Raw genomic sequence first — 26,061 nt, forward strand, 5'->3', positions numbered from 1 at the left:
ACGTCTTGAAGGGATGAGTAGCGGTCGGCACCTCGCGGCAGTTTGGCGGCGGCGTTAATTCGCCGTCATGCGTTCTGCCTATTCGTCCTCGTCATCGATAACCGCGAAAAGCTTGCCGCGCTCGGTCCAGAAGACCAGGGCCAGGGCCAGCGCTGCCATGACGGCTTGGCTGAGGATGAGCGGGACAGGTGTGCCGTCATACATCTGGCCGATCACGGACCCGATGAAGGCGCCGACGACGCCGGTCAGAAACCCGTAGAGCGCCGAGGCGGTTCCGGCGACATGACCCACCGGCTCCATCGCCAGGGCCGAGAAATTGGCGGCGATCAGGCCTAGGAAGGCCATCGCGGCCGCGAGCAGGGCGAGGAAGATGTAGAGATTGTCGACGCCACTCAGCAGCACCACGCTGTGAATGGCACTGATCACGACGAATGCCACCAGGGCGCTGTGGGACAGTCGTCTTTGGCCAACCCGCATGACCAGGCGGGAATTGGCATAACTGGTCACACCAATGCCGCCGGCAATCGCCGCAAAGGCGAGCGGGAAATGCCCGTCACTCAGGCCGAAATGGTCGACGAAAACCTGCTGTGATGTTCCCAGGAAACCATAGAGGCCACCGAAGAAGGGCATGGCGGCCAGCGTATAGCCGATCATCAGCCGGTGCCGGACTGTCTCGCCGAAGGCCGCAATCAGAGACCGCAATTTCAGCGGCACCCGGAATTCCGGATGCAGGGTTTCCGGCAGGCGCATTTGCAGCCAGACCATGAGGCCGGCCGCGAACAGCATCAGAAAGGCGAAAATCCACCGCCAGGGCGCAAAGCTCAGAATGATCTGACCCAGCGTCGGGGCGAGGACGGGCACGGCCATGAAGGCCGTCATCACCATGGACATCACTTCTGCCATGCGCCGGCCAGACGCCACATCCCGGGCAACGGCGACCGCGATCACCCGGCAGGCCGCCGCGGCGGCGCCCTGCATGAAGCGGGCGATCAGCAGCAGGTCAAAGGAGGGAGAGAGCGTGCAGATCAGCGTGGTCAGCAGGAACAGGGCCAGCGACACCATCATCACGGGTTTGCGGCCAAACCGGTCCGAGAGAGGGCCGTAAAAGAGCTGGGCGGCACCAAAACCGGCCAAATAGGCCGAGATCACGAATTGCTGGTCATTGGCTTCGGTCACGCCCAGATCCAGGGCGATATCGTCCAGCGCCGGCAGCATCATGTCGATGGCCAGGGCGACGACGGCGGTCATGGCCACGAGAAGCGCGACGAATTCGGTCAGAGATAGCGGGAAGCTGTCACCCAAGGGGTGTTGCTGTGTCGTCATGACGATCTCCGGGAGCGGGTGCAGACCTGCACGGGTCTGGAATGCGCTCTTCGCCGGGAAGATGCAAGGGCGGGCCGTGCATGGCCGCCATGTCCTACTCGTAGGGAGAGTAGAATAGATGCATCTGGAAGCTCTGTCCGATGCGCTGTGCCCGGGCGAGGAAGGCCGCGTGCGCCGCCTCACTGGCCCCGATCTCCGACAGGGTTTGCTCGAACAGTTTCAGCCAGCGGGTGAAGTGGTCCGGCGAGATATCCGCCTTGATCTTCATGTGCGCCGGCATGGGTCGTCCCGAATAGCCGCCATCATGAAAGACAATGGAGGACCAGAAGCGCTTCATCGTTGCCAGGTGCGGATCCCAGTCGCCGGCCACGGCCTTCTCAAAGACCGGGCCGAGCATCGCGTCGTCCCGGACATGCCCGTAGAAGGTCTCGACCAGGTCGGAAATCAGTGCCGGCGTGATCCCCATTTCTGCAGCTTCCGCACGGGCGGCTGCCCGCGCTTCGGTTTCACGCAAGGGCGTAGGGGAGGACACCGGTCCGGCGTCCTAGACGTTGAAGCGGAAGTGCATCACATCGCCATCCTGGACGATGTACTCCTTGCCTTCCGCGCGCATCTTGCCGGCTTCCTTGGCCGGGCCTTCACCGCCGCAGGCGACATAATCGTCATAGGCAATGGTCTCGGCGCGGATGAAACCCTTCTCGAAATCCCCGTGGATGACACCGGCTGCTTGCGGCGCGGTATAGCCTTCGCGGATCGTCCAGGCGCGGGCCTCTTTTGGGCCAGCCGTGAAATAGGTCTGCAGGCCCAGCAGGGAGTAGCCCGTGTGGATCAGGCGATCCAGGCCCGGCTCTTCCAGTCCCAGGGTTTCCAGATATTCCGCGCGCTCGTCCTCGTCTTCCAGCAGGGCCAGTTCGCTCTCGATCTTGGCCGAGATGACGACAGCCTGGGCGCCTTCTTCCTCGGCGCGCTTCATGACGATTTGAGAATAGGCATTGCCTGTGGCGGCCGAGTCCTCATCGACATTGGCGATGAAGAGGACGGGCTTCGTGGTCAGGAGCTGCAGGCCCTTCCAGGCCTTCTGGTCTTCCTTGGACACTTCGGCGAAACGGGCCGGCTTGCCATTGTTGAGCTGTTCCAGCGCCAGATCGATCAGGGCGAGGGCGGCTTTGGCTTCCTTGTCACCGGTCTTCGCCTTCTTCTCCAGATTGGAGCGGCGCTTGTCCAGGCTCTCCATGTCGGCCAGCATCAGCTCGGTCTCGACAGTTTCCAGGTCGGCCAGCGGGTCGATCTTGTTGGCGACGTGGGTGATGTCATCATCATCGAAACAGCGCAGCACATAGGCGATGGCGTCGGTCTCGCGGATATTGGCCAGGAACTGGTTGCCCAGGCCTTCGCCCTTGGAGGCGCCCGCGACCAGGCCGGCAATGTCGACGAAATTCATGCGCGCCGGGAGGATTTCCTTGGAACCGGCGATCTCGGCCAGTTTCTTCAGGCGGGGTTCCGGCACCGCCACATCACCGACATTCGGCTCGATCGTGCAGAAGGGATAGTTCGCGGCCTGGGCGGCGGCGGTCTGGGTGAGCGCATTGAACAGGGTCGACTTGCCGACATTGGGCAGTCCGACGATGCCGCATTTGAATCCCATGGCGCTAAATCCCTCGTGTGTTGAGCGCCGCCTTATAGGGATTTTGAACGCCGGGGTCGACTGTCCTGTCAGTGGCTCCGGCTCCCGGGGATGCGGACTTGAGGGGGCGAGCAATCCCGGGAACCGGAGACCGAAGCGCCGGGTGATGGACAGATCCCCGGTGCCCCACCGGCAACAGGCCGGTCCTGAACATCCCATTCCCGCCAGCCCCGGAATATCCGGACAGGACAGCCAACCGGCCCGGTCGTCGGGCAGGCGAGGGAGCCGGTTGTGACCGGCGGTGCAGGGGTGTGAGTGGGCTCGCCGGGAAGGGACAGCCGGCGAGCCGATGAACCTGACGTCCGTCGGGGGATTACAGGGCTGCCGGCGCGGCCTTCAGGCCTTTGCGGCGGCCACGCGTCGGGTCGTCCGAGTTCATCATGCTGTTGTCGTCATGCATCATGTCCTCATCGGACATCATGGCGTCGTCCGCCATCATGGCGTCGTCGTCCGACATCATCGTATCGTCCGACATCATCATGTCGTCGGACATCATTTTGTCGTCGTCCATCATCATGGAGTCATCGTCCATCATGTGGTCGTCGGACATCATGGAATCGTCGTCCTGCATCATCGTGTCCTGTTGCAGGGCGAGGGCGGGCAGGGCGATGCCGGCGGCAAGGCTGGCGGCAATCAGGCTCTGGCTGAAAAGGCGTGGCATGGCAGTGTCTCCCGTGGTTTTGACGGGAGAAGGAATGCGCGGGCCAGTCCCCTTTTACCAATCAACTCGCCGCACGGAGCGATGCCGGGTTTTCACTGTGGTGTGAGGGCGGCGCGATCAGTCCGCGTCAGGCCGTCCACGCTTGATCACCTCAGGCGCCGGGGCCTTGTGGGTGACGCGGGTCTGGAAGGCGTCGACATCGCCACTGGCCAGCAGATCGACGGAATCGGCGATGGCGTCCAGCAGGTCGATCAGCCAGCTCTCTTCTGCCTTGGCGAAATCGGACAGGACATAGCCGGTCACCCGGTTGCGGTCGCCGGGATGGCCGACGCCGATGCGGGCGCGGCGGAAATCCGGGCCGATCTGCGAGGTGACGGACTTGATGCCATTATTGCCGGCCGCGCCGCCGCCCAACTTCATGCGGAACTTGCCCGGCGCCAGATCCAGCTCGTCATGGAAGACGACGACATTCTTGGGCTCGACCTTGTAGAAATTCGCAGCCTCGCCCACGGCATGGCCGGAATTATTGTAGAAGGTCTGCGGCTTGAGCAGGAGGAGCTTGTTGGAGCCGACAGTCAGCTCACAGGCCAGTGACTGGAAGCGCTTGCGCCAGGGACCGGCACTCCAGGCCTGGGCGATGACATCCATCGCCATGAAGCCGACATTGTGGCGGTTCTTCAGATATTTCGGCTCGCAATTGCCGAGCCCGGCCAGGATCATCATCTGGGGCAGCTTCCTTGGCAGTGTCCGGATACAAAATCAGCGAAGCCGGTTTCGGCTTCGCTGACAATGTGGTTCGAACCAGGAAGAGGCGAGGGATTAGTCCTCGTCTTCGCTCTTCTGGTTGATGACTTCCGTTTCCGGCGTCTCGGCGTCTTCTTCCGATTCCGGCGTCAGGACGGCGCGCGAACCCTGCAGGGTGGCAACCGTGAAGTCGCGATCGGAGATCGTCGGAACCACGCCCTTCGGCAGGGCGATGGAGGACATGTGGATCGTGTCGCCAATGTCCAGGCCGGACAGGTCGGCTTCGATCGCATCCGGAATGGAGCCGGCCGGGCAGTTCAGTTCCACCGTGTGACGCACGATGTTCAGAACGCCGCCGCGCTTCATGCCCGGGGATTTCTCTTCATTGATGAAGTGCACGGTGACTTCGACGTCGATCTTCGTGTCTTCGTCAACGCGGAACAGGTCGACGTGCAGCGGCGCGTCGGAGACCGGGTGGAACTGGATGTCGCGCGCGATGACCTGCTGGCGCTTACCTTCGTGGTCCAGCTCCATCATGTTGGAGATGAACTTGCCGGTCAGCAGAGCCTTGCGGATTTCATTGCCGCGCAGGTTGATCGAGACCGGACCCTGCTTGCCGCCGTACAGGACGCCCGGGACCAGGTCTTCACGGCGGGCAGCGCGAGCCGCGCCCTTGCCGGTGCCTTCACGAACGTCAACGGTGAGAACGATGTTGGAGCTCATCGGTCCTGTTCCTTAAATGCAAACGCCGCCTCCAGCCCGGAAAACCCCGGCGGGCGGCGATCTGTCATGGCTTCATGCCACAGTTATATTTCGAGCGGCGGGCTATAACCGATCCCTGAGCGCCGCGCAACAGCATCAGCAGCGAAGAGTCAGCTAATTCACCCGTCGCGTGAAACGGCCGGGATGGCCTTGGCCGTCTAGTCGAACAGCTTGGACACCGACTCATCATTGGCGATGCGGCGGATGGCTTCGCCCAGCAGCGGGGCCACGGACAGGCGGCGCACTTTTTCCGTCTGCGTGGAGTTGGGCGGTTCGACGATGGAATCGGTGACGACCAGCTCGCGCAGGCGGGATTTGGCCACCCGGCCCTGGGCGTCCTTGGACAGCACGCCGTGGGTGACGTAGGCGGAGACTTCCACTGCGCCTTTTTCCAGCAGGGCTTCGGCCGCATTCACCAGCGTGCCGCCACTGTCGCACATATCGTCGAACAGGATGCAGCGCCGGCCTTCCACCTCGCCGATGATATTCATCACCTCGGCCACGCCGGCCTTCGGACGGCGCTTGTCGACGATGGCGATCTCGGCATCGAGCAGTTTGGCGAGGGCACGGGCCCGCACCACGCCGCCGACATCCGGCGAGACGATGAGCAATTCATCGGTCTTGTAGTTCCGGCGGATGTCTTCTTCCATCACCTTGGTGGCGAAGAGATTGTCTGTCGGAATGTCGAAGAAGCCCTGGATCTGGCCGGCATGCAGATCGACGGTCAGCACGCGGTCCGCGCCGGCCTTGGCAATCAAGTTCGCGACCAGCTTGGCGGAGATCGGCGTCCGGCCACCGGTCTTCCGGTCCTGGCGGGCATAACCGAAATAGGGGATGACGGCTGTGATCCGGCGCGCACTGGCGCGAACCAGGGCGTCGATGATGATCAGCAATTCCATCAAATGGTCATTGGCCGGGGAGGAGGTCGATTGGATGATGAAGACATCCTCGCCCCGGACATTTTCATCGATTCGCACGAAGATTTCGCCATCCGCGAAACGCTCGATCTCGCTCGCGCAGAGCGGTGCGTCCAGATAATCGGCAATCGTCTTGGCCAAATCAGTATTGGCCGTCCCCGACATCAATTTCATGGCTGGTGGTCCCCGGCTGCCCAAGACGCGCGCTGATTAACAGAGGCGGGCGCCAGATTGAAGCCGAAATGATCAGCTTGCAGAGAATCCTGCGGGTGGTGGCAATCCCGCACTATCCAGGCAAACCAGCTTGAAAAGCTGTCCCATCTGGTCCGGATCGGTCAGTCGCCAGACCTGGCGGGCAATCTTGGCGCGCTGCTCCGGTGCGCTCTGGCACAAAACGGCGGCACGCTGTTCGATGCCCAGACCGAGCAGGAAGGGGCCCTGCTCGACAGGGCCATAGCCGGTCAGGCTGTCATTTCGGGCGGCATGCAGGAGTGACTGGAAATCCACCCGGGCCGTCAGGTCCGCCGTGCCCGGCGCCTCCAGAACCGCCACTTTCTCATGCGCCTTGATCGCTTGCAGCGTGTCGCCGGTCTCGCTGGCTGCCGGACCATAATCGATGAAGAGCGCGCGTCCGGGCTGATCCGCAAAGCGCTGTGCCAGGGTTTCCACAACCTGGCGGTCGCCTGGGCGAATCTCCACCAGACTGCCCTCCGGCGCGTCCTGCAGACTGTCCGGAACGAGGCTGGCATCCACACCGATCGGCGGTCCCATCAGGAAGACGAAGGCCTCATCATCCTCGGCCAGTCCGACCATGCGCTCGCACCATTCGCCTTTGTGGCGGATGACCTGGCGGACAGGCAGACAATCGAGGAATTCATTACCCAGGATGATCGCGGGGCCGGAGGGAACGGCTTCGAGACGGTCCACCCAGCGGATCTGCGCTCCGGTCGGGCCCAGGGTCTGGGCCTGGACAGCTTTCAGTGCGGCGCTGGCCTCGATCAGATTGATCCGGGCGGCTTCCATGAAACCGGGCACGGTGCGAGCGGCGCGCAGGGCGTCGGCCATCATCGTGCCGCGCCCCGGTCCCAGCTCGACCAGCTGGAATTCGACGGGCGATCCCATATCCATCCAGGACTGGGCCGCCCACAAGCCCATCAGCTCGCCGAACATCTGGCTGATTTCCGGCGCGGTGATGAAGTCCGATCCCGCCCCGATCGGATCCTTGGTGGCGTAGTAGCCATCCTTGGGATCAAACAGGGCCTCGGTCATGAAGGCGGCAATCGAGACCGGTCCCGTTTGCCGGATCCGGTCACGCAGGCGATCAGTGATCATTCGCTCAGGCTTTCGCGCTGTCTTGCTTCATGGTGCGGTAGATCAGCCAGCAGCCCAGCGCAATCATCGGCAGGGAAAGCAGCATGCCCATCGTCACATAGCCGCGCAGGGCTTCGGGCATGTGGGCGTCCGGCTCACGCACGGTTTCCAGCAGGGCCCGGAAGAGGCCGTAGAAGACCAGGAAAAGGCCGGCATTCAGACCCGGCTTCTCCAGCGAGCGGAATTTCCAGGTCGCGATATTGATGATCGCAAACAGGGCCAGGCCCTCCAGCGCCGCTTCATAAAGCTGGCTGGGATGGCGGGGCAGGCAGAGCCGGTCCGCCGCAAATGTCATGCCCCAGGGCAGTTCGGTCGGGCGGCCCCATAGCTCGCCATTGATGAAATTGGCCAGCCGGCCGAAGAACAGGCCGATCGGGGTGACGACGGCGGCGGCATCGGCGATGCGCCACAGATCGATCTTCTGGCGGCGGGAATAGAAGAAGAGCGCCAGCGAGACGCCGATCAGTCCGCCATGGAAGGCCATGCCGCCATCGGTAATGCCCAGGATGATGTCCTGTGGACGCTCCCAGATCATGTCCGGCATGTAAAAGATGACATAACCCAGACGGCCGCCCGCGATCACGCCCAGTGTCGCCCAGATCAGGAGATCATCGACCTGTTCCACGCTGAAAGGCGATTTCGGTGATTTCGTGCCCGGCGGATTCCACATGTGCGGACGGCGGGCCAGCGCCATCATGTAGCGCCAGCCAATCATCAGACCGGCGATATAGGCCACCGCATACCAGCGCAGGGCGAACCAGCCGAGATCGAAAATCTCCGGCTTGAGGAGATCAAAGCTGGGGGTACAAATGTCCATCAATCACTCTGTGTGTCGGCTTTGGGCGTCGGCGACCTGCATGTGTGACGGAAGCACGCATTGCGATTTTTCCGCCTGGGCCGCATATAGGCTCTCGTTGAACACTCTAATGGCTTTCTTTGATGCAAACGCGCAACCCGCTTCTGAATGATTTTGCCGATCTGATGACCGATGCCTTTGGCGCGGCGCAGGCGATGGGCGAGGAAGCCCGTGCGGTATTCCGGGCCCGCGCCGACCGCATGGTCGCTGAAATGGACCTGGTCACGCGTGAGGAATTCGACGCGGTGAAAGCCGCTCTGGATGCCTCCCAGGGTGAGGTCGATGCCCTGAAAGCCCGTATCGAGGCTCTGGAAGCCGCGGCCAAGCCGAAACCGGCCAGCCGTGCCAAGAAGCCGGCTGCGAAAACCTCGGCCAAGGCGACGCCGAAGGCATCCGGCAAGGCCAAGTCCTGACCCGATCCTGATTTCCCGCTTTTGATTGCGCCTGTCGCGGCGCGGACATACCGTCACGCTACGGTGTGAGTCGCCGCGCAGACGAAGGAGACACCTCCATGGACCTGCTCTTTGATGAATACGCACCGTCGACGGTTGATCCGCTCGATTCGGTCGAGCAGGCGGTCATTGCCGAGCAATATCCCTATGACCGTGACGAGAATGGCGAGCTCCACCTGACAGCGACCGGCGCCTGGCGTGATCACCAGATCTGGTTTGCCTGGCGTCCGGAACTGGAAGCGCTTCACATCTGCGCCAGCCTCGACCTGAAAGTGCCTCAAAAGCGTTTTCGTGATGTCTGTGAATTGGTTGCACGACTGAACGAGAAGCTCTGGATGGGACATTTCGATGTCTGGTTCGAGGATGGCTCCATCGTCTATCGCCATTCGCTAGGGCTGCCTGCGGGCGAAACTGTCTCTCCGGCCCAGGCGGCCGGCATGATCACGGCTGCGCGAGACGCAGGCGAACGCTTCTATCCGGCATTCCACTTCCTCGTCTGGGGCGGTAAAGGTGTGGAAGAAGCCGTAGCCGCCGCGATGTTCGAGACGGCTGGCGAAGCCTGACACGAGCATGACACAGACCTTGAAGATTGCATTGATCGGCGGTGGCCATATGGGCGGTGCCCTGGCCTCCGGATGGTTGCGGACCAAACGGTCTGGCGTAAGTGCGGACAGTCTCACCATTGTGGACCCGTCCCCGGGCGAACCCGTCCAGAACCTGGTCGAAAAGCATGGCGTACGCTGTGTCGCCGAGCTCGATGCGGCGGACGCGGCCGGCATGGATCTCATCGTCCTCGCCGTGAAACCGCAAACCCTGGAAGCCGTGGCCGCACCGCTGGCACCGATGCTGTCCAAGGATGCGGCTCTGGTCTCCATCATGGCCGGTGTGACGCTGAACCGCCTGGCCATGGCCTTTGGCGATCGTCCCATTGTGCGCGTCATGCCGAACATGCCGGCGTCCGTGGGCGCCGGTGTCAGTGTTTGCGTGGCGAACGAGGCCGGTGAGGCTTTTGAAAAGACCGCCAACAAGCTCTTCAAACCGGTTGGGTCCGTGGAATGGGTGAAGGATGAGCGCCTGATCGGCGCCGTCACAGCCGTATCCGGGTCGGGGCCGGCCTATGTCTTCCTGCTTGCCGAAGCCCTCGCCGGTGCGGGCACGGCCGAAGGCCTGCCGCGTGAACTGGCCGAGAAACTGGCCCGCGAAACCATTATCGGTGCCGGTGCCCTCCTGGCCTCCAGCGACAAGTCCCCGCAGGAATTGCGTCGCTCCATCACTTCACCGGGTGGTACCACCCAGGCGGCCCTCGACGCCCTGATGGGTTCGGGTGGCGGTCTGCCGGAACTGGTCCGCAATGCGGTGAACGCCGCCGAACGCCGCTCGCGCCAGCTGGGCAATGGCAATGGCCGCTAGCGCCTGATCAGCCCGGCAGGCTGATTGTCGCTTTCAGACCGCCCAAATCCGAGGTTTCAAGCCGGATATCGCCGCCATGATTGCGCGCGACATCGCGGGCAATGGCGAGGCCGAGACCGACGCCCTTGCGGTTCTGGTTGCGGCTTTCGTCGAGGCGGTTGAAGGGTTTCATCGCCTCTTCATACTGGTCTTCCGGAATGCCGGGACCATTATCCTCCACCACGATTTCAACCCGTGTACTGGTCCGGCGCACGATCACCCGCGCCTTGTCGCCATAGGACAGGGCATTGCCGATCAGATTGCTCAGCGCGCGGCGCATCGGGCCGGGGCGGATATCGGTCTCGATCGCCCCATCGGCCAGGAATTCAACCTGACCCTCCTGGCGCACGGCATTGTCCACGACATCGCGGGCGAGGGCGACCAGGTCCTGGCGCTCGGTCTCCTCGCTGGCCTGGCCGCGGGCAAAGTCGAGATACTCGTCCAGCATCTCTTCCATCTCCGCCAGATCCTTCTTGGCATCCTCGCGTTCCGGGCTTTCCGGCATCAGGGCCAGCTGGAGTTTCAACCGGGTCAGCGGGGTGCGCAGATCATGGCTGACCCCGGCCAGCAGGGCCGTGCGCTGTTCCAGGTGACGGCGGATACGGGCGCGCATCTCCAGGAAGGCATGGGCGGCCTGGCGGACCTCGGTCGCGCCGGCCGGACGGAAATGCGCCACATCCTGACCCCGGCCGAATTGCTCCGCCGCATCGGCCAGGCGCCGGATCGGTTTGACCTGATTGCGGATGAAGACGATGGAGACGGCGGTCAGCAGGCAGGTTGCCCCGATCACCCACAGCAGGAAGATATGGCCGGTCGTCGCAAACACCCGCTCACGCAGGGCGATGAAGCGCAGGACGCCGCCATCCACCTCGACCCGCACATCCACATAGCTGGGATAGCGCGTGGTATCGAACCAGACCGGATTGTCGATCTGGGCCGAGAGCGCCGCCCGCAATGTCCGGTCCAGCGTGCGGAAAAAGGAGGTGCGGCGCGAGGTCGGCAGGCTCTCTCCCGGCCGGAAGTCCACCGAGAGCCGCATTGTCTCATAGGCCATTTCGGCATGGCGCTCGAACGTGTCCGGCGCGTCCTCGGAAGCCTCGTAGAGCCGCGTCATCATGGCGATATCGCCCGCCACGCCCTCGGAGAGCCGGCTGGTGACGGTTTCCCAATGTTCCTCAAAGAAGGACCAGGCCACGGCGACCTGCATCAGCGCCACTGGCAGGACAATGATCAGCAATGTCCGGGCAAACAGGCCCTTGGGCAGATAGCGGCGGAGCACGGCCATGGCGCGTCAGTCCTCAAAGACCGGGTCGGCGACCAGGCGATAGCCTTCCCCGCGCACGGTCTGCAGGTGAAGCGGCTCCTTGGGATCCGTCTCGATCTTGCGGCGCAGGCGCGTGACCTGGACATCGACGGCCCGCTCACCGCCGCCCGTGCGTTCTGACAGGGAGAGGCGCGATACGGTCTGCCCCGCCGAGGCCGCCAGCGCCGCCAGCAGGGCTGCTTCACCGCCGGTCAGGCGAACGGGTTCGCCGCCCCGGGTCAGGCTCTCGCGTTCCACATCAAAGGACCAGTCACCGAACATGACCTGCCGGATCGCCGCCGCCGCCGGACGGGCCCGGCGCAAAATGGCATTGATCCGCAGGACCAGCTCTTCCGGCTCGAAAGGTTTGGCCAGATAATCGTCCGCGCCCAGGCTGAGCCCCTTGATCCGGTCCTCCGCCTCGCCGCGGGCGGTGAGCAGGAGGATGGGCGTGTCGCCGCGTTGGCGGATCGCTTCGGTCAGTTCGAACCCGTTCATGCCCGGCATCATCACGTCCAGCACCAGAAGGTCGAAGGCGAGCGAGTTGAGGGTCGACAGGGCCTTGTCGGCATTGGGGGCGGTGGAGACGCGATAGCCGCGCTCCTGCAGGAAGCGTTTCAGCAGCGTGCGGATGCGGTCGTCATCATCGACCACCAGGATATGGGCGTCATCGCCGGCCAGGTCCGCCATGCCGTCTCCAGAAGCTTGAGGGTTTACAATGGCGCGGACTGTCCCGGCGCTCAAGCTTGCTGGTCCGGCTTGCGCCGCACATAGCCCAGCCCGGTCGCCAGGCTGAGCGCGGCCGTCAGCCACAGCGCCGCCATCCAGCCCAGCAACAGCCAGTCCGCTCCGCCCAGTCCCAGTGGGAAGGCGATCAGGGGCAGGGCGGTCACCAGGAAAGCAATCAGGGTTTTCAGCTTGGCCGAGGCCGACACTGGCAGAGCTTCATGGCCCGGCTTGTTCGACACCATGCGCACCAGGGTGATACCGACATCGCGCAGCACGATGGCGAGGACCGGGACCAGGATGTAGACCGACACCCCTGTCTCCGATCCCAGATTGAGGATCAGCACATAGACGAGGAGATAGGCATCCACGAGGACCTTGTCGGCGATCGGGTCGAGCAGGGCGCCCAGGGCCGATTGTGCCGAGAGGCGCCGGGCCAGATAGCCGTCCAGCCAGTCACTGGCCGCGGCGATGATGAAGGCGGCCACGGAATAGGCCGCCAGCGTGCGCGCCGCGACCGACGCATCGCCCAGCCAGAGCGGGACATTATAGTCCACCGACCAGAAATAGGACTGCCACAACGCCCAGGCGCCCGACAGGGCCAGGACAATGCGCAATACGGTGAGAATGTTCGGGACAGCTTTCAGCACTTGCCTTGCCTAGCTCTGGAACCAGTCGTGGATCTTTTTGGCCATGGCTTTGGACACGCCGTCAACCGCTTCCAGGTCGGCGAGTGCAGCATTGCGCACCGCCTTGGCCGATCCGAAGTGGGCCAATAATGCCTTTTTTCGCGAAGGACCGATGCCGGGAATCTCGTCCAGCGGGTTGTCCGTCATCTGCTTCTTGCGCTTGGCCCTGTGCCCGCCGATCGCGAACCGGTGCGCTTCATCCCGCAGCCGCTGGAGATAATACAGAACCGGGTCCTTTTGCGGCAGTTTGAACGGCGCTTTGCCGGGCAGGTAAAAGGCTTCGCGTCCGGCATCACGCTCGGGTCCCTTGGCGATCGCCGCAATCGGCACATCGGTGATGCCCAATTCCTCGGCGACCTCCAGCACGACCGACAATTGCCCCTTGCCGCCATCGATCAGAACCAGATCCGGCACCGGCGCGCCGTCATCGCGTTCTTTCTGCAGGCGGGAGAAGCGCCGGCGCAGCATGGCTTTCATCATGCCGAAATCATCATTCGTGGCGGCGTCATCCCCCTTCATGTTGAAGCGGCGATAATGGTTTTTCTCAAAGCCTTCCGGCCCGGCCACAATCATCGCGCCCAGCGCGTTCGTGCCCTGGATGTGGGAGTTGTCATAGACCTCGATGCGCTGGGGAATGTCGTCCAGTTCGAAAACGCGCTGCACGCCTTTCAGCAATTGGGTCTGGGTGGCGCTTTCAGCCAGGCGCCGGGCCAGCGCTTCGCGGGCATTCGTTGCCGTGCGCTCCACCAGTTTGCGCTTTTCGCCGCGCTGGGGCGTGGCCAGTTGCACCTTGCGCTCCGCCTTCAGGGACAGGGCCTCGCCCAACAGTTCGGCCTCCTCCAGCTCATGACTGAGCAGGATCAGGCCGGGGGCCGGTTTGTCATCATAGAATTGCGCCAGGAAGGCCGCCAGCACATCGGCCGGTTCCGCATCCGTCTCATGGCGCGGGAAGAAGGACTGATTGCCCCAGTTCTGACCCGCCCGGAAGAAGAAGACCTGCACGCAGGACTTCCCGCCATCCTGGGCGATGGCGATGACATCGGCTTCCTCCACCCCGTCCGGATTGATGCCCTGGTCGGTGGTGACAGCCGCAATGGCGCGGATCCGATCGCGCAGCTTGGCTGCGGTCTCGAAGTCCATCGCCTCGGACGCCTCGCCCATGCGCGTCTGCAATTCCTGGCGCAGCGTATTGGACCGGCCGCGCAGGAAGTCCGTGGCTTCCTTGACCAGCTCGTCATAGGCCGCCGGCTCGACCAGATCGACGCAGGGGCCGGCACAGCGCTTGATCTGGAAGAGCATGCAGGGGCGCGAGCGGCCCTCATAAACGCTGTCACTGCAGGTGCGGATCAGGAAGGCCTTCTGCAGCGTGTTCAGAGTCTGGTTCACCGCCCCGACCGACGCAAAGGGGCCGAAATAATCCCCCTTCGTCTTGCGCGAACCGCGATGCTTGAGCAATTGCGGCGCCGGATGGTCCTTGCGGATCAGGATATAGGGGAAACTCTTGTCGTCGCGCAGCAGGATGTTGAAGCGGGGTTTGAGCCGCTTGATCAGATTGGCTTCCAGCAGCAGGGCTTCGGTCTCGGTCTGGGTGACCACGAATTCCATCGACCGGGTCAGCGCGATCATCAGGGCGATCCGGTTGGAATGCCCGCGGCCCGCCGCATAATTGGAGACGCGGTTCTTCAGATTGCGGGCCTTGCCGACATAGAGCAGCGTGCCATCTTCCCCGATCATGCGGTACACGCCCGGCTTTGAGGGCAGGCGTTTGACATAGTCCGCGATGATTTTCGGTCCGCTCAGCGATTGCGCCTTGGCGTCGGAAGGGTCATCTATCGGACCGGATTGAGGATTTGAGGTGGCCATGCCTGACAAGATCGCGCTCGTAACCGGCGGCGGCAAGCGCCTGGGTGCCAAAATTGCCAGTGCCCTGGGTGCGGATGGCTGGCATGTGGTGATCCATTATAACCAATCGGGCACGCCGGCGCGCGCGGTGGAAGCGGCAATCCGTGAAGCCGGCGGTTCTGCGGAAAGTGTTCAGTACGACATGGCGGACACGACCGGTATCCGGGATTTCATGGATCGGGTGGGGCGGGTCGATGCGCTGATCAATTCCGCCTCCATTTTCGAGATGGACCGGCCGGAAGATGTCGACGCGGCGACGCTGGAACACACGCTTTCCATCAATCTGGTCGCGCCCGTCATCCTGGCTTCGGCCATGGCGCAGCACCATACGGAGCGCGCCTCCGGCTGTATCATCAACATTCTCGACCAGAAGCTCTTCAACCTGAACCCGGACTTCTTCTCTTACACGCTGGCCAAGTCGGGCCTCTTGTCGGCGACAACCACCATGGCGATGGCGCTGGCGCCGCGTGTGCGGGTCAATGGCATAGCGCCGGGTATTACCCTGCCATCGGGCGGGCAGAGCCAGGCCGAGTTCGAGCGCGCCCACCGCATGAACCCGATGCAGGGCGGTTCCACGCCGGATGACATCATCCGCACAGTGCGCTTCATCCTTGCGACACCGTCCATGACGGGCGAGACGATCATTGTGGATGGCGGACAGCATTTCGACGCCCGCAATGGCGATGTCATGTACGCAGCCGGCGTACCGGAGGATGAGAGCAAGTGAGACTGGATCAGGTCATCGAGAACGCGCTGGTCAATGCCACCGGCGAGGATGCTTTCGTCTATCGTCTGGAAGGCGTGAAACTGGATGTCGAGATCGGCATTCACGACTATGAGCGCGGCGTGAAACAGCGCGTCCTGGTCGATGTCGTCACCGTTGTGTCAAAGGCCTGGTGCGGGACCGACGACATCGCCACGGTCGTCGACTATGACTACATCCTGCACGGCATCAAATCGCTGGAGGAGAAACAGTTCGATCTCCAGGAAACCCTGTGCGGAACAATTCTCGACATCGCCTTGGGCCCGGACATCGTCTGCGCCGCCCAGGTCACGACCCGCAAGGTCGACGCCTATGCCGACGCCGAAGCCGTCGGCCTGACGCGTTTTCGGATGAAGCAGACGACGTAGGCGGGACTAGTTGTCCCGCAGTTCGATTTCCGCCGAGTAGGGCAGGAAGATCGACAATTCCAACGGCCCTGTCTGGGTCAGGCTGACACGGTTCTCGAAACTCGTTTCCACGAAAATCCGGTACTCATTGCCGAAGGTCGAACGCAGGAAGCGGATATCCTGGGCAATCGCCTCGACCACGCTGTTGCGATACTGGTCGGCCCCGCCGGACAGCGTGAGATTATAGCTGGGCGAGACCTGGAGCTCGGTCCGTCCGGTTGTTTCCAGGCCCTCAACAAAGCTGGCGATCCGATTGTCCGTGTCATCAAACCCGTCATCCGCGCGGACCGGCGTCTTGATGAAAAGTGTGACCGTGGACACGTCCTCGCGGCGCGGATGTTCAACAATATCCACCTGGCCGATCATGTCGGGATCGAGATCCAGCAGATTGTCGCCCGCCAGGGCAATGGTGATGTCCGGATTGCGATCGGCCGCGGCCAGAACGGTTTCCAGCGTAGAGCGCACTTCCTCCCGCCGGGCGTCCTGTTCGCGGGTGTCCGACAATATGGTCAGCTGGATCAGGTAATTATCGGCACGGCGCACGATATGGACATGGGGGATGTTCTGATTTCCGCCGACGCTATCCCGGCTGATCCGGGACCCGGTGACGACAATCACATCCTCCTGGAAAGCGAAACCGGTCGCCGGCAAGGCCAGCAGCAAGGACAAGGCAAGAAGCAGGGATCGCATCGGTCTGAAACTCCAGCTGTTTTAGGACACGCTAGAGTGGGTTTGAAAGCCTGTCACCCGGATTCGGAGTGGGAGGGGCGTCGTGCCAACTTATCCCCACCCCTGACACCCAGCCTCATACTTCCCCAGCCTCTTCACCACTCGAGGCCCGGCCCGGTCAGGTCGGGGGTGAGGCGGTCGCGGAGCGTTCCGGATGTCTGGGCTGACCGCCAGAGGGAAGGAACGGCTATCAGGGGGTCCAAGAGTGCCGAGGTTTGGCTCCAGTATCCGCCTGGTCTTGAATACCCGTCGCGAGGCGGGAGGAAATCTTCGCGTGCGGGATGCCTTGCGGTGTCACTCACTCAGTTTCCTAGACGATGCCGGATGGCGTCCCGCACTCCTCATATCGCCAGCGTGGCAGCGCGTGGCGGATTTACGCCTGCCGTTTCAACAGCTTCTGCGCTTCACCATAGGTCAGCGTGCGCCACACCCATTCCAGGGGACCGAAGCGGAAGAAGTGCAACCAGATCGGTGACCAGACCAGTTGCAGGGCCCAGACCAGCAGGACCAGCTTGGCTTGGTCCACCCGTTCCACGGTGCCGAACAGGCCCAGACCCGGCATGCCGACAAAGATGAAGGTCATGATCAGGCTCTGGGTCAGATAGTTCGTGAAGGCCATCCGTCCCGTCGCCGCGAAGAGCTGCACGATCAGGCTGAACACGCCGATCTTGGAAACCAGCATCACGAAACAGGCGTAGCCGAAGGCCAGGACAAGGCTGCCCACATAGGACCAGGCATTGCCGTGTGCCATCGCCCAGCTGTCGAATTCACCGGCGATCATCGTGTTGGTGGAATTGTCATTCATCCACCAGCCGACGCCCAGGAAGATGACCGACAGGATGGCATAGCGGGCCATCGACCAGCTGGCCGAGAGGAAGCCGGACTTCATCAGCGCCATGCCGATGAACATCAGCCCCATGGTCCGCGCGCCCAGCATGATCATGCCGGCGACCTGGCCCATTAGGGCAAAGCCGGCATTCCAGGGCAGGCGATCCAGAAAACCGGCCTGGTAGGCGGCCGTCGTATTGTTGAGCATGTCGGTCATGAAGGCTTCCTGCTCGGCGGAGCCTTCACCGCCCATCATGGCGCCAGCATAGGTGCCCCCCACCATGACAATGCCGCTCACGGCGATCAGGACCAGACCCCAGATCACCAGGGGCAGGCTGTTCATGCGCCGGGCCTTCACGGCCAGCATGCCGACCAGGGCATAGGTGACCAGAATATCGCCCCACCAGATGAAATAGGCGTGGATCAGGCCGATCAGGAGCAGCCAGCGCATGCGCGGATAATGCCGGCCTGTATCCTCGCCCTCGCCAGCCATGAGTATGATGCCGGCTCCGAAAAGCGTGGAGAAAATGGTGATGAATTTGAAGGCGAAGAATGTGTGTGCCAGCGCCCAGACCGTCAGATTGCCGCCGGTCAGATCCATTTGCAGGGTGGGATTGTCATAGGCGAAGGGCGCCATGGCGAAGCCCTGCACATTCATCATCAAAATGCCCAGCACGGCGATCCCGCGCAGCGCGTCGATCGACACAAAGCGATCGGTTTTCGGTGCAGCCATGTCATCTCCCCCTGACCGGTTCGGCGCGCACCCTACAGCGCGAAACGCGGCCTGTCTCGGGGACATCTTGTGTCCGCGTCCCACCCTCTGGCGAAACCGTTTGCGGCACGTCGCGCCTATGCCAAACTCGTCCTGCGTTTTGAGGAGACTTGCCATGCATCGCCGCACGCTTCTGCTTGCCCTGGCCGGACTGGGCCTGTCGGCCATGCCCGCCGCCCGTGCCGCGCAATGGGGGCTCAGCGAGAGCCAGGCCAGTGATGGTGTGCGCGCCGCGCTGCGCCAGGCCGCCCGGCTTGCGACCAATCAGCTGGGGCAGCGCGATGGTTTCTGGGGCGATCCGCAAGTGCGCATTCCTCTGCCCTCACAGATCCGCAGCGCGCAATCCATGCTGCGCCGGGTGGGCATGTCCCAGCAGCTCGATGATCTGGAATTGTCGATCAATCGCGCGGCCGAGGCCGCCATGCCAGCGGTGCAGACCATCTTCCTCAATGCGGTCCAGTCCATCACTTTGCAGGACGCGCTGGGGATTGTCCGGGGCGGGGACCGTTCCGCCACCGAATATCTGCAGAACCGGACCTCCGACCAGCTCTACGCCCTGGTCCGTCCGCGCATGGCGCAAACGCTGGAAAGTTCCGGCGCCTATCGCGCGCTGCGCCCGATCGACCAGCGGATCAATAATCAGGGGGGCTTCCTGGGCGGGCTGATCCGCAGCCGGTCCTCCGGCCGTTCCCTGTCCGAACAGGTCACCGATGACGCCACGCGGCGCACGCTGAACGGTGTGTTCCACTATGTCGGGGAAGAGGAGGCGGCGATCCGCCGGAACCCGGTCAACCGGACGACCGATATTCTGCGCCGGGTGTTCGGCTAGCCCATCACGCCGCGGGCGAGGACCGCGATATAGGCCAGATAGCTTCCGAACAGCAGCACACCGAACAGGCGGTTGATCGGTTGCTTGGCCAGGATGATGCCCGCTATCGCCACGCTGGCGCCCAGCATGACGAAGAAATCCAGCGTGAAGAAGCTTTCCGGCACGGGCAGGGTATGACCGGACGCAGCAGCGGCCAGTCCGGTCGCGCCACCCACGGCAAACACGTTGAAAATGTTCGAGCCCAGAACATTGCCGATCGCCATCTCGGCCTGGCGGCGGACCGAGGCCATGACGACGGTGGCCAGTTCCGGCAGGGAGGTGCCGAACGCGACAGCGGTCAGGCCGATAATGGCTTCATCCACGCCCAGCGTGGCAGCGGCTTCCGTGCCGCCGACGACGATCATCTGGGCCCCGACGGGCAGGGCGACCAGGCCGATCAACACGGTGATGACGCTTTTGCCCAGGCTTTTGGGCAGGCCGTCCATGTGTTCCAGATCGGTCAGTTCAGCGAGGCTGGGATCATCCTTCTCACGGCCGGCCAGAATGCCGAGCAGCGCGATATAGCCGATGATCAGGGCGAACAGGATTCCCCCCTCCAGACCGTCGATCTCATGATCGCCCCAGCTGACCACCATCAGGATCATCGCTGCGACGAGGGCAAAGATCGCATTGCGGCGCACGCCGGGCGTGGTCGTCGCGATGGCGCCGAAAATCGCTGGCAGGCCGAGAATCAGGAGGAAGTTGGCAATATTGGATCCGACGATATTGCCCATCGCCAGTCCGGGCGCGCCGGACAGGGCCGACTGGATCGAGACCACCAGTTCCGGAGCCGACGTGCCGAAGGCAATGATCGTCAGGCCGACCAGAAGCGGCGGCAGTTTCCAGATCCGCGCCAGGGCCGCACCGCCACGCACCAGCAAATCGCCGCCAAACAAGAGGACGACGATCCCACCCAGGATGAGGCCGATGAAAACGGGAGCAGCCATGTCAGGAACCTATGGTTCGCGGACTAGTCGAGGCGGCGGTATTCGATAAGGTTGAGCAGACCGAAAATGATGGCGACACCGCCAATGGCAACCAGAGCAAACATGCGAAACCTTCCCACAATGTCGTGTACTGGACCCGTACATAGCGCGCTCGTCCGGCACTGGCTAGCGGGGTTTGCGGCATGAACTGGAGGCGGCGCATTGAACCCTTTGTCCGGCCGGTTCTGCAGTCTTGGTGGCGGCAGGTCCGGGGCATGACACTCGGTGTCCGCGGGATAGTCCGGCGTGAGGACGGACATGTCGTCCTGGTCAAGCACACCTATGTCCCCGGCTGGCATCTGCCGGGCGGCGGTGTCGAGCGCGGTGAGCCGGCCCAACTATCGCTGCAGCGCGAGCTTCAGGAAGAGTGCGGCGTCGAACTGACCGGTCCGGCGCGGCTCATGGGGATTTATTCCAATGAGTCCCGTTTCCGGGGCGACCATGTCCTCGTCTATGTCGCCGAGCACTGGCAGGCCTGCCAGTGCGACAATGATGGCGAGATCGAAGCCGTGGACTGGTTTGACCCGGATGACTTGCCCGAAGACGTCACGCCTGCCACGCGCCGCCGGCTGGAGGAGTTGGGGTCCGGCGTGTGCTCGCAGACCTGGTGAGACGGGAAAATTGCGCCCGGCGTGGTGCGGTGTACCGGCCCGGTTTCTGGCAAAGCGAGGGTTGTCACCAGAGCCCGAACCGGCACACCGCGGGGCGCACGCTGCCGAAACTAGGTGTGGCCGGCTGAACCCTGGCTGAAGCAAACCGGCATTTTTTCGCCGCTCATGTGGCGAGATTGCGCGACACGTGCAACAAATTGACTACGATAACGGTCAGGTGAGGCCACAGAGTCGAGCGGAATGACTGCCCAGCCGGACAGCGACACCTATTTGCAGAGTGAGGATGGGAGTGTGGAAACACGCTCACCCTTCCAGCGTTTGGCAGAATCCGATGGCTGGGTCGGCCAGGTGCTGCCCGGTCTCGTTGCTGTCTTTTTCATTGTGATTGTGGCGCTGGCTGTCATGGCCGGCGAAGGCGCGCTGATGGCTTCGGCACGCTCCACCAATCTGTCGACGCTCGAGGCTGTCCTCTCCAACACGATCCAGCGCTTCCAGGACTGGGCGCAGGACCGGGAAAATGATGTCCGTGTCTGGGCCCAGGATGACGGCGTGGTCTCGGCCCTGGAAGAATTGTCCGCCTCGCCGGTCCGCGCCAGTCTGGAAAGCGCGCCGGCCCAGCAATATCTCCGCGACCGGCTGGGCCCATGGCTGACCGAGTACGGCTATCGCGGTTATCTGCTGATTTCCAACAATGGCACCACGCTTGCGTCCGTCCGTGATAGCGATCTGGCCGAACCGGCACTGATGCTGGACCTGGTCAATCTGGAGCGTCTGTCGACAGCGGGCGCCCTGCTGACGCGTCCGCACATTGTCGATCTGGTGACCATCAATCCGGGCGAGGAGAATGGTCAGGTCGACGAGGAAATCCTGATGTACTCGATCGCCGAGGTCCGGCGTGACGGTGAGCGCATCGGATATCTCGCCCTGCGTATCGATCCGCATGCCGAATATACGGCCACCTTCCGTGTTGGACGGACCGGCGTGTCCGGCGAAACCTATGCCATTGACCAGACGGGCCGATTGTTGACCGACACGCGCTATGGCGAGGAATTCGTCAATGCCGGCCTGCTGGCGGAGGGGCACCCCTCCATGCTGCATGTCGAGGTGCGCGATCCCGGTGTCGATGTCACACGCGGCGCCATCCCCTCGCGTCCTTATGCCCAGTGGCCGCTGACGGTTGCCGCACGCAGCGTGATCGAAGAGGGGCGGGGGCACAATCTGCGGGGCTATCGTGATGGCCGCGGTGTGCTCGTCATGGGCGCGTGGCGATGGGATGATGTGCGCGATATCGGGGTGATTACCGAGATCGATGTGATCGACGCGCTGGCCGGTGCCAATCAGGCCCGGGCCGTGCTGCGGGTCTTCGCCGTGGCGATGGCCCTGTCCTTCATCCTGCTGGCCGTCCTGTTCAGCGCCCACCGAACGATCACCCGAAGACGGGCCCAGGTCACGGCCGCGGCAAACCAGCGTCTGTCCCAGATCCTGATGACGGCCGCGGAAGGCATTTACGGCATTGACGGCAATGGCACGATTACCTTCATCAATCCGCGGGCCTGCCAGATGCTCGGCTATGCGGAGCATGAGCTGATCGGCAAGGACATGCATGCCACCGTGCATCATTCCCGCCGTGACGGTTCGATTTATCCGCGCGAGGAATGCGGTATCCACTATCCCGGCCTGCCCGGTGAATCGGCGGATGGGGATGTTTTCTGGACGAAGGCCGGCCAGCCCATTCCGATCGAATCGGCGTCTTCGCCGCTGGACCCGACGGACAAGAGCAAGGGCGCGGTGATCACCTTCCGGGACATCACCAATCGCAAGCGCGACGAGCTGGCCCTGCGGCGCTACGCCCAGGAGCTCAAACGCTCCAACTCCGAACTCCAGGAATTCGCCTATGCGGCCTCGCATGACCTGCAGGAACCGCTGCGGAAGATCCAGGCCTTCGGTGAGCGTCTGAACAACAAGTGCTATGATGCTCTGGATGATACCGGCCGGCACTATCTGGAACGCATGGTGGATGCCGCGACCCGCATGCGCCGGCTGATCGATGACCTGCTGAGCTATTCGCGGGTGAATTCCAAGACCACCTCTTTCCTGCCGGTAGAGCTGTCGACCGTGATTGCCGACGTCCTCTCCGACCTGGAGCCGCGCATCACGGCGGAAGAGGCCAGCATCCGCGTCGGCGAGCTTCCGGCCATCGAGGCGGATCCGGGCCAGATGCACCAGCTCTTCCTCAACCTGATCGCCAATTCGCTGAAATTCCGCCGTCCCGGCGTCAGTCCGTCCATCTCCATTGAGGGCAGTGTTGAAGTGGGCGAGAGCGGCGCCATGGCCCGTATCGCTGTCGCCGACAATGGCGTTGGTTTTGAGCCGCGTCATGCCGAGCGGATCTTCGGCATGTTTGAACGCCTGCACGGGCGCGACGAGTTTGACGGTACCGGGGTGGGCCTGGCCACCTGCCGCAAGATCGCAGAACGCCATGCCGGCGAACTGACGGCTTGGGGTGAGCCCGATGCGGGCGCCGTCTTCACCCTGCTCCTGCCCGTGCGGCAAGGCAGTGTTACCTGATAGAGGCCGGCCGCCCTTTCGCGGCCGGAAAACCGCGAATGTCCGACGCTCCGCCCGAATTGCCTGCCTGGCGCGCCCGGCTGGTCCCGATCCTGTCGGGGGTCGGGCTGGCCGTTATGCTGGGCGCAGGGCTTCCATGGGCGTGGGGCAATGTGCCGGCGCTGGCAGGCATAGGCCTTGTTTCATCGCTTCTGGCAGCGATCCTTGTCATCGCCTGGCGAGAGCAGGACGCCCGCGAGAACCAGCTGCGCCGTCTCCAGCGTGAAAATGCGGACCTGTCAGAATTCGTCTCGGTGACGACGCATGATCTGCATGAGCCCTTGCGCAAGATTGAAATGTTCGGACAGCGCCTTCTGGACAGTCTCGGGCCCGTGCCGGATGAAAAACAAGCGCGCTATCTGGAGCGGATGACCGACGGGGCGACCCGTTTGCGTGACTTGCTGGACAAGCTGAAAACCCATGCCCGTATTCGTGATGACCTGACCCGGACCGGTCCGGTGGCACTGGATGACATCCTCGCCCGTATTGCACAGGATCGTGTCCAACAGCCCCATAGCATCACGGTGGAGCCTTTGCCGACGGTTGAGGCAGACCCGGACCAGATGCGCATTCTGTTCGAAAACCTGATCGATAATGCCTTGAAATATCGGCAGTCGGACGCGAATGTGGATATTCGAATCTCTGTCCGGTCAGAGGCGGATACCACGGGTGGGCTAGCCGTGATCGAAGTCAGCGACACCGGGATCGGTTTTGACAACCGCTATTCCGAGCGCATTTTCGGTCTGCTGGATCGCCTGCACTCCCGGGATGCCTATCCCGGTTCCGGTGTCGGCCTTGCGACCTGCCGCAAGATTGTCGAGCGGCATGGCGGGGGCATCACTGCCCGCGGCGAGGAAGGAAAAGGTGCCTGCTTCACCTTGATCTTGCCGCGACATCGGGCGAATCTGGAAGAGACATGACCCGTGATTGACGGGTTCAGCAGGACGGGGCCTAAAACATGAGCCAGGAAAACCGGCTTTTCACCATTCTGATGGTCGATGACGATCCGGATGATCGACTGCTCTTTAAAGAGGCCTGCGAGGAAGTCCGTCTCCGCAATCCGCTCGAATTCCTCGAGAATGGCGAGCAGTTGGTCGACTATCTGCGCCGCAAGGGCCCCTATGCCAGTCTTGAAGGGGCACCCTATCCGGGCATCATCCTGCTCGATCTCAACATGCCGTTGAAGGATGGCCGCGAGGCTCTTGAAGAGATCAAGAATGACGCCGAACTGCGTCATATCCCGATCATCGTCCTGACCACATCCAAGGATGAGGATGACATCCTGTCGAGCTACGGGCTCGGAGCCTCGTCCTACATCGTCAAGCCGATCTCGCTGGACCGGCTGATGCGCGTGGTCAATTCGATCGGTGAATACTGGGTCCAGATCGTTGAAGTGCCGCAAAGCGAAAACGGCGACGGTGATCTCGAGGACTGACCGGCATTTCCCCTGACAAGGGAATGCGCTAGTCTGGTTTTCGCGCAAGGGGGCGCGATGGCCGGATTGGCCATTCATGCGGGGAGGAACCCATGAAACATCTCGTACTGACGGGCTCGCTTTTGCTTGCCCTGTCTTCGCCTGTCTGGGCCGATGGTATGGACAACGCGGTTGGTCACACCGTTCGCGTCACTGTCGGGGATCAGTATTTCGACGCCTGGTTTGCCGAGGATGGCAGCTATTCCGACAGTCGCGGAATTGCCGGAACCTGGAGCCATGATGGCGAACTCTGCATTCACGTGCAGACCGAACAGGGCCCGTCTTCGGAGTGCGGCCCCTGGAATTCCGACCTGGCGGCCGGTGAATCCTGGTCGACCACGGGCTGGTCTCCCGATGGCAGCTCGGTGACGGTCGAGATTATCGGCCACTGATGTGTCAGGCGCCGGAGGCGTGAAGAACGCCTCCGGCTCGCCTTGCGCGCGATCTGCCGCGACTCTGACATGATTTGCCGCTAGGCTACCCGTCATCGCGTGTGCGATCTGGGGGAAGTCATGTTCTTGTTCGGGCGTCTTACAAAAATTTCCGCCACCTTGTTCGTGTCCATGATGATGGCCATGGCGATGCTGGTCCTGCTCTGGTTCTACCTGCCCCACTGGCTGGGTTGGGTGCAGGACGGTGCGGATCTGGTCGAGGACGCAGTGGCCAGCCTGCCCATTCCCGAGCAGTACAATAATCTCGTCCGGATCTATGCGAGTGACGACAAGATCGTCCTGCTGATCTTCACCATCATTGCACGGATCATACTGGGCATTCTGGGCACCGGATTTTCCACGCTGACCGGCATGGACAAGATCCGGGTTGCTGAGCCGCCTTTTGTGAGCCGAATCTCATCCATGATGGCGACACTCTTCCTGTCCTTCGTCCTCGCCATCATCATGCTGGCCTTCATTGCCCTGACGATGGAGCACGTGCTTCACACCATGCTCGATGCGGCGGACTGGGTGGAAGATCAGCTCTCCCATCTTCCTCTCAGCGGGCGCTGGCAGTCCGGCGTGCGCTTTGCGGTGTCGGATGACAAAATCCTGCTGCTCTTCTTCACCATCATTGCGCGCATCCTGATCGCGCTGGTGGCGACCGCCTTCACCCAATCGGTGCGCGCGGCCACGGGCGGCAAGAAGACCCAGACCATCAAGGTTCCGGCCTGAGGCCGGAGGAG

At 62.7% G+C, this 26,061-nt stretch carries 28 protein-coding genes; 12 read left to right on the forward strand and 16 right to left on the reverse strand.

Annotation, left to right across the window (positions count from 1 at the left end):
• Positions 1-78 precede the first annotated feature (78 nt).
• From I0K07_RS10175 to lgt, 9 genes are all read right to left on the reverse strand, one after another.
• Positions 79-1,323: a multidrug effflux MFS transporter gene (locus I0K07_RS10175; protein WP_203293003.1), complete on the reverse strand. Its 1,245-nt coding sequence runs from the start codon at positions 1,321-1,323 to the stop codon at positions 79-81.
• A gap of 94 nt (positions 1,324-1,417) precedes the next feature.
• Complete coding sequence (locus I0K07_RS10180; protein WP_203293005.1) at positions 1,418-1,855, reverse strand: globin family protein; 438 nt, start codon at positions 1,853-1,855, stop codon at positions 1,418-1,420.
• Between the two features lie 12 nt (positions 1,856-1,867).
• Positions 1,868-2,968, reverse strand: a complete 1,101-nt coding sequence (gene ychF / locus I0K07_RS10185) for a redox-regulated ATPase YchF (RefSeq protein ID WP_203293007.1) — start codon at positions 2,966-2,968, stop codon at positions 1,868-1,870.
• Between the two features lie 352 nt (positions 2,969-3,320).
• A complete protein-coding gene (locus I0K07_RS10190; protein WP_203293009.1) occupies positions 3,321-3,668 on the reverse strand; it encodes a hypothetical protein in 348 nt (115 codons plus the stop codon).
• Positions 3,669-3,785: 117 nt separating this feature from the next.
• A complete protein-coding gene (pth, locus tag I0K07_RS10195; protein ID WP_203293011.1) occupies positions 3,786-4,391 on the reverse strand; it encodes an aminoacyl-tRNA hydrolase in 606 nt (201 codons plus the stop codon).
• 96 nt (positions 4,392-4,487) lie between these two features.
• Entirely contained in the window at positions 4,488-5,135 is a 648-nt protein-coding gene (locus tag I0K07_RS10200) for a 50S ribosomal protein L25/general stress protein Ctc (RefSeq protein ID WP_203293013.1), read from the reverse strand.
• Between the two features lie 197 nt (positions 5,136-5,332).
• Positions 5,333-6,265, reverse strand: coding sequence for a ribose-phosphate pyrophosphokinase (locus I0K07_RS10205; RefSeq protein ID WP_203293015.1), 933 nt, complete (start codon positions 6,263-6,265; stop codon positions 5,333-5,335).
• Between the two features lie 72 nt (positions 6,266-6,337).
• Positions 6,338-7,423: a class I SAM-dependent methyltransferase gene (locus I0K07_RS10210; protein ID WP_203293017.1), complete on the reverse strand. Its 1,086-nt coding sequence runs from the start codon at positions 7,421-7,423 to the stop codon at positions 6,338-6,340.
• A gap of 4 nt (positions 7,424-7,427) precedes the next feature.
• Positions 7,428-8,279, reverse strand: coding sequence for a prolipoprotein diacylglyceryl transferase (gene lgt / locus I0K07_RS10215; protein WP_203293019.1), 852 nt, complete (start codon positions 8,277-8,279; stop codon positions 7,428-7,430).
• Positions 8,280-8,401: 122 nt separating this feature from the next.
• On the opposite strand from lgt, the gene I0K07_RS10220 reads away from it, so the two are divergent.
• The 3 genes from I0K07_RS10220 (at position 8,402) to proC (ending at position 10,180) form a co-directional block, all read left to right on the forward strand.
• Positions 8,402-8,731, forward strand: coding sequence for an accessory factor UbiK family protein (locus tag I0K07_RS10220; RefSeq protein ID WP_203293021.1), 330 nt, complete (start codon positions 8,402-8,404; stop codon positions 8,729-8,731).
• A gap of 98 nt (positions 8,732-8,829) precedes the next feature.
• Positions 8,830-9,333, forward strand: coding sequence for a type III secretion system chaperone family protein (locus tag I0K07_RS10225; RefSeq protein WP_203293023.1), 504 nt, complete (start codon positions 8,830-8,832; stop codon positions 9,331-9,333).
• A gap of 7 nt (positions 9,334-9,340) precedes the next feature.
• Positions 9,341-10,180: a pyrroline-5-carboxylate reductase gene (gene proC, locus I0K07_RS10230; protein ID WP_203293025.1), complete on the forward strand. Its 840-nt coding sequence runs from the start codon at positions 9,341-9,343 to the stop codon at positions 10,178-10,180.
• 7 nt (positions 10,181-10,187) lie between these two features.
• Here proC and I0K07_RS10235 read toward each other — a convergent pair whose 3' ends face one another.
• From I0K07_RS10235 to uvrC, 4 genes are read right to left on the reverse strand one after another with little or no spacing between them, the layout of a single operon-like run.
• Positions 10,188-11,504, reverse strand: a complete 1,317-nt coding sequence (locus I0K07_RS10235) for an ATP-binding protein (RefSeq protein WP_203293027.1) — start codon at positions 11,502-11,504, stop codon at positions 10,188-10,190.
• A gap of 6 nt (positions 11,505-11,510) precedes the next feature.
• On the reverse strand, positions 11,511-12,212 hold the full coding sequence (locus tag I0K07_RS10240; protein ID WP_203293029.1) for a response regulator: 702 nt from the start codon (positions 12,210-12,212) through the stop codon (positions 11,511-11,513).
• 50 nt (positions 12,213-12,262) lie between these two features.
• Positions 12,263-12,898 (reverse strand): CDP-alcohol phosphatidyltransferase family protein, encoded by a 636-nt coding sequence (locus tag I0K07_RS10245; protein WP_203293032.1) that lies wholly within the window; start codon positions 12,896-12,898, stop codon positions 12,263-12,265.
• 9 nt (positions 12,899-12,907) lie between these two features.
• Positions 12,908-14,800: an excinuclease ABC subunit UvrC gene (gene uvrC, locus I0K07_RS10250; RefSeq protein ID WP_203293034.1), complete on the reverse strand. Its 1,893-nt coding sequence runs from the start codon at positions 14,798-14,800 to the stop codon at positions 12,908-12,910.
• Here uvrC and I0K07_RS10255 point away from each other — a divergent pair.
• Complete coding sequence (locus tag I0K07_RS10255) at positions 14,799-15,566, forward strand: SDR family oxidoreductase (RefSeq protein WP_203293036.1); 768 nt, start codon at positions 14,799-14,801, stop codon at positions 15,564-15,566. The genes uvrC and I0K07_RS10255 overlap by 2 nt on opposite strands.
• A complete protein-coding gene (locus tag I0K07_RS10260; RefSeq protein WP_203293038.1) occupies positions 15,563-15,970 on the forward strand; it encodes a dihydroneopterin aldolase in 408 nt (135 codons plus the stop codon). Before I0K07_RS10255 ends, I0K07_RS10260 begins: the two co-directional genes overlap by 4 nt.
• Before the next feature lie 6 nt (positions 15,971-15,976).
• Here I0K07_RS10260 and I0K07_RS10265 read toward each other — a convergent pair whose 3' ends face one another.
• Together I0K07_RS10265 and I0K07_RS10270 are read right to left on the reverse strand one after the other, a co-directional pair.
• Positions 15,977-16,699, reverse strand: coding sequence for a hypothetical protein (locus tag I0K07_RS10265; protein ID WP_203293040.1), 723 nt, complete (start codon positions 16,697-16,699; stop codon positions 15,977-15,979).
• 412 nt (positions 16,700-17,111) lie between these two features.
• A complete protein-coding gene (locus I0K07_RS10270) occupies positions 17,112-18,299 on the reverse strand; it encodes a DUF418 domain-containing protein (RefSeq protein ID WP_203293041.1) in 1,188 nt (395 codons plus the stop codon).
• Between the two features lie 154 nt (positions 18,300-18,453).
• Here I0K07_RS10270 and I0K07_RS10275 point away from each other — a divergent pair, with 154 nt between their 5' ends.
• Positions 18,454-19,167 carry a DUF4197 domain-containing protein gene (locus I0K07_RS10275; RefSeq protein ID WP_203293043.1) on the forward strand — a complete coding sequence of 238 codons (714 nt, stop codon included), beginning with the start codon at positions 18,454-18,456 and terminating at the stop codon, positions 19,165-19,167.
• Here the strand turns inward: I0K07_RS10275 and I0K07_RS10280 are convergent.
• The gene (locus I0K07_RS10280) at positions 19,164-20,153 is read right to left on the reverse strand and encodes a calcium/sodium antiporter (RefSeq protein WP_203293045.1); all 990 of its coding nucleotides are present in this window, start codon (positions 20,151-20,153) and stop codon (positions 19,164-19,166) included. The genes I0K07_RS10275 and I0K07_RS10280 overlap by 4 nt on opposite strands.
• 254 nt (positions 20,154-20,407) lie before the next feature.
• On the opposite strand from I0K07_RS10280, the gene I0K07_RS10285 reads away from it, so the two are divergent.
• From I0K07_RS10285 to I0K07_RS10310, 6 genes are all read left to right on the forward strand, one after another.
• Positions 20,408-20,803, forward strand: a complete 396-nt coding sequence (locus tag I0K07_RS10285) for an NUDIX domain-containing protein (protein ID WP_238934759.1) — start codon at positions 20,408-20,410, stop codon at positions 20,801-20,803.
• A gap of 240 nt (positions 20,804-21,043) precedes the next feature.
• Entirely contained in the window at positions 21,044-23,371 is a 2,328-nt protein-coding gene (locus I0K07_RS10290) for a sensor histidine kinase (RefSeq protein WP_203293049.1), read from the forward strand.
• Between the two features lie 38 nt (positions 23,372-23,409).
• The gene (locus I0K07_RS10295; RefSeq protein ID WP_203293051.1) at positions 23,410-24,330 is read left to right on the forward strand and encodes a sensor histidine kinase; all 921 of its coding nucleotides are present in this window, start codon (positions 23,410-23,412) and stop codon (positions 24,328-24,330) included.
• A 38-nt stretch (positions 24,331-24,368) separates the two neighbouring features.
• Complete coding sequence (locus I0K07_RS10300) at positions 24,369-24,845, forward strand: response regulator (protein WP_203293053.1); 477 nt, start codon at positions 24,369-24,371, stop codon at positions 24,843-24,845.
• 92 nt (positions 24,846-24,937) lie between these two features.
• Positions 24,938-25,276: a hypothetical protein gene (locus tag I0K07_RS10305; protein ID WP_203293055.1), complete on the forward strand. Its 339-nt coding sequence runs from the start codon at positions 24,938-24,940 to the stop codon at positions 25,274-25,276.
• A gap of 120 nt (positions 25,277-25,396) precedes the next feature.
• A complete protein-coding gene (locus I0K07_RS10310) occupies positions 25,397-26,050 on the forward strand; it encodes a hypothetical protein (RefSeq protein WP_203293057.1) in 654 nt (217 codons plus the stop codon).
• Positions 26,051-26,061: the final 11 nt, after the last annotated feature.

This window comes from Maricaulis parjimensis, from assembly GCF_016817355.1.
Lineage (GTDB): Bacteria > Pseudomonadota > Alphaproteobacteria > Caulobacterales > Maricaulaceae > Maricaulis > Maricaulis parjimensis.

Excerpts from the sequence above, each read along its gene's own strand:
- I0K07_RS10175 (WP_203293003.1), bottom strand. The coding sequence starts at position 1,323 with ATGACGACACAGCAACACCCCTTGGGTGACAGCTTCCCGCTATCTCTG.
- ychF (WP_203293007.1), bottom strand. The coding sequence starts at position 2,968 with ATGGGATTCAAATGCGGCATCGTCGGACTGCCCAATGTCGGCAAGTCG.
- I0K07_RS10190 (WP_203293009.1), bottom strand. The coding sequence starts at position 3,668 with ATGCCACGCCTTTTCAGCCAGAGCCTGATTGCCGCCAGCCTTGCCGCC.
- pth (WP_203293011.1), bottom strand. The coding sequence starts at position 4,391 with ATGATGATCCTGGCCGGGCTCGGCAATTGCGAGCCGAAATATCTGAAG.
- I0K07_RS10200 (WP_203293013.1), bottom strand. The coding sequence starts at position 5,135 with ATGAGCTCCAACATCGTTCTCACCGTTGACGTTCGTGAAGGCACCGGC.
- I0K07_RS10205 (WP_203293015.1), bottom strand. The coding sequence starts at position 6,265 with ATGAAATTGATGTCGGGGACGGCCAATACTGATTTGGCCAAGACGATT.
- I0K07_RS10210 (WP_203293017.1), bottom strand. The coding sequence starts at position 7,423 with ATGATCACTGATCGCCTGCGTGACCGGATCCGGCAAACGGGACCGGTC.
- lgt (WP_203293019.1), bottom strand. The coding sequence starts at position 8,279 with ATGGACATTTGTACCCCCAGCTTTGATCTCCTCAAGCCGGAGATTTTC.
- I0K07_RS10220 (WP_203293021.1), top strand. The coding sequence starts at position 8,402 with ATGCAAACGCGCAACCCGCTTCTGAATGATTTTGCCGATCTGATGACC.
- I0K07_RS10225 (WP_203293023.1), top strand. The coding sequence starts at position 8,830 with ATGGACCTGCTCTTTGATGAATACGCACCGTCGACGGTTGATCCGCTC.
- proC (WP_203293025.1), top strand. The coding sequence starts at position 9,341 with ATGACACAGACCTTGAAGATTGCATTGATCGGCGGTGGCCATATGGGC.
- I0K07_RS10235 (WP_203293027.1), bottom strand. The coding sequence starts at position 11,504 with ATGGCCGTGCTCCGCCGCTATCTGCCCAAGGGCCTGTTTGCCCGGACA.
- I0K07_RS10240 (WP_203293029.1), bottom strand. The coding sequence starts at position 12,212 with ATGGCGGACCTGGCCGGCGATGACGCCCATATCCTGGTGGTCGATGAT.
- I0K07_RS10255 (WP_203293036.1), top strand. The coding sequence starts at position 14,799 with ATGCCTGACAAGATCGCGCTCGTAACCGGCGGCGGCAAGCGCCTGGGT.
- uvrC (WP_203293034.1), bottom strand. The coding sequence starts at position 14,800 with ATGGCCACCTCAAATCCTCAATCCGGTCCGATAGATGACCCTTCCGAC.
- I0K07_RS10265 (WP_203293040.1), bottom strand. The coding sequence starts at position 16,699 with ATGCGATCCCTGCTTCTTGCCTTGTCCTTGCTGCTGGCCTTGCCGGCG.
- I0K07_RS10270 (WP_203293041.1), bottom strand. The coding sequence starts at position 18,299 with ATGGCTGCACCGAAAACCGATCGCTTTGTGTCGATCGACGCGCTGCGC.
- I0K07_RS10275 (WP_203293043.1), top strand. The coding sequence starts at position 18,454 with ATGCATCGCCGCACGCTTCTGCTTGCCCTGGCCGGACTGGGCCTGTCG.
- I0K07_RS10280 (WP_203293045.1), bottom strand. The coding sequence starts at position 20,153 with ATGGCTGCTCCCGTTTTCATCGGCCTCATCCTGGGTGGGATCGTCGTC.
- I0K07_RS10285 (WP_238934759.1), top strand. The coding sequence starts at position 20,408 with ATGACACTCGGTGTCCGCGGGATAGTCCGGCGTGAGGACGGACATGTC.
- I0K07_RS10290 (WP_203293049.1), top strand. The coding sequence starts at position 21,044 with ATGACTGCCCAGCCGGACAGCGACACCTATTTGCAGAGTGAGGATGGG.
- I0K07_RS10295 (WP_203293051.1), top strand. The coding sequence starts at position 23,410 with ATGTCCGACGCTCCGCCCGAATTGCCTGCCTGGCGCGCCCGGCTGGTC.
- I0K07_RS10300 (WP_203293053.1), top strand. The coding sequence starts at position 24,369 with ATGAGCCAGGAAAACCGGCTTTTCACCATTCTGATGGTCGATGACGAT.
- I0K07_RS10305 (WP_203293055.1), top strand. The coding sequence starts at position 24,938 with ATGAAACATCTCGTACTGACGGGCTCGCTTTTGCTTGCCCTGTCTTCG.
- I0K07_RS10310 (WP_203293057.1), top strand. The coding sequence starts at position 25,397 with ATGTTCTTGTTCGGGCGTCTTACAAAAATTTCCGCCACCTTGTTCGTG.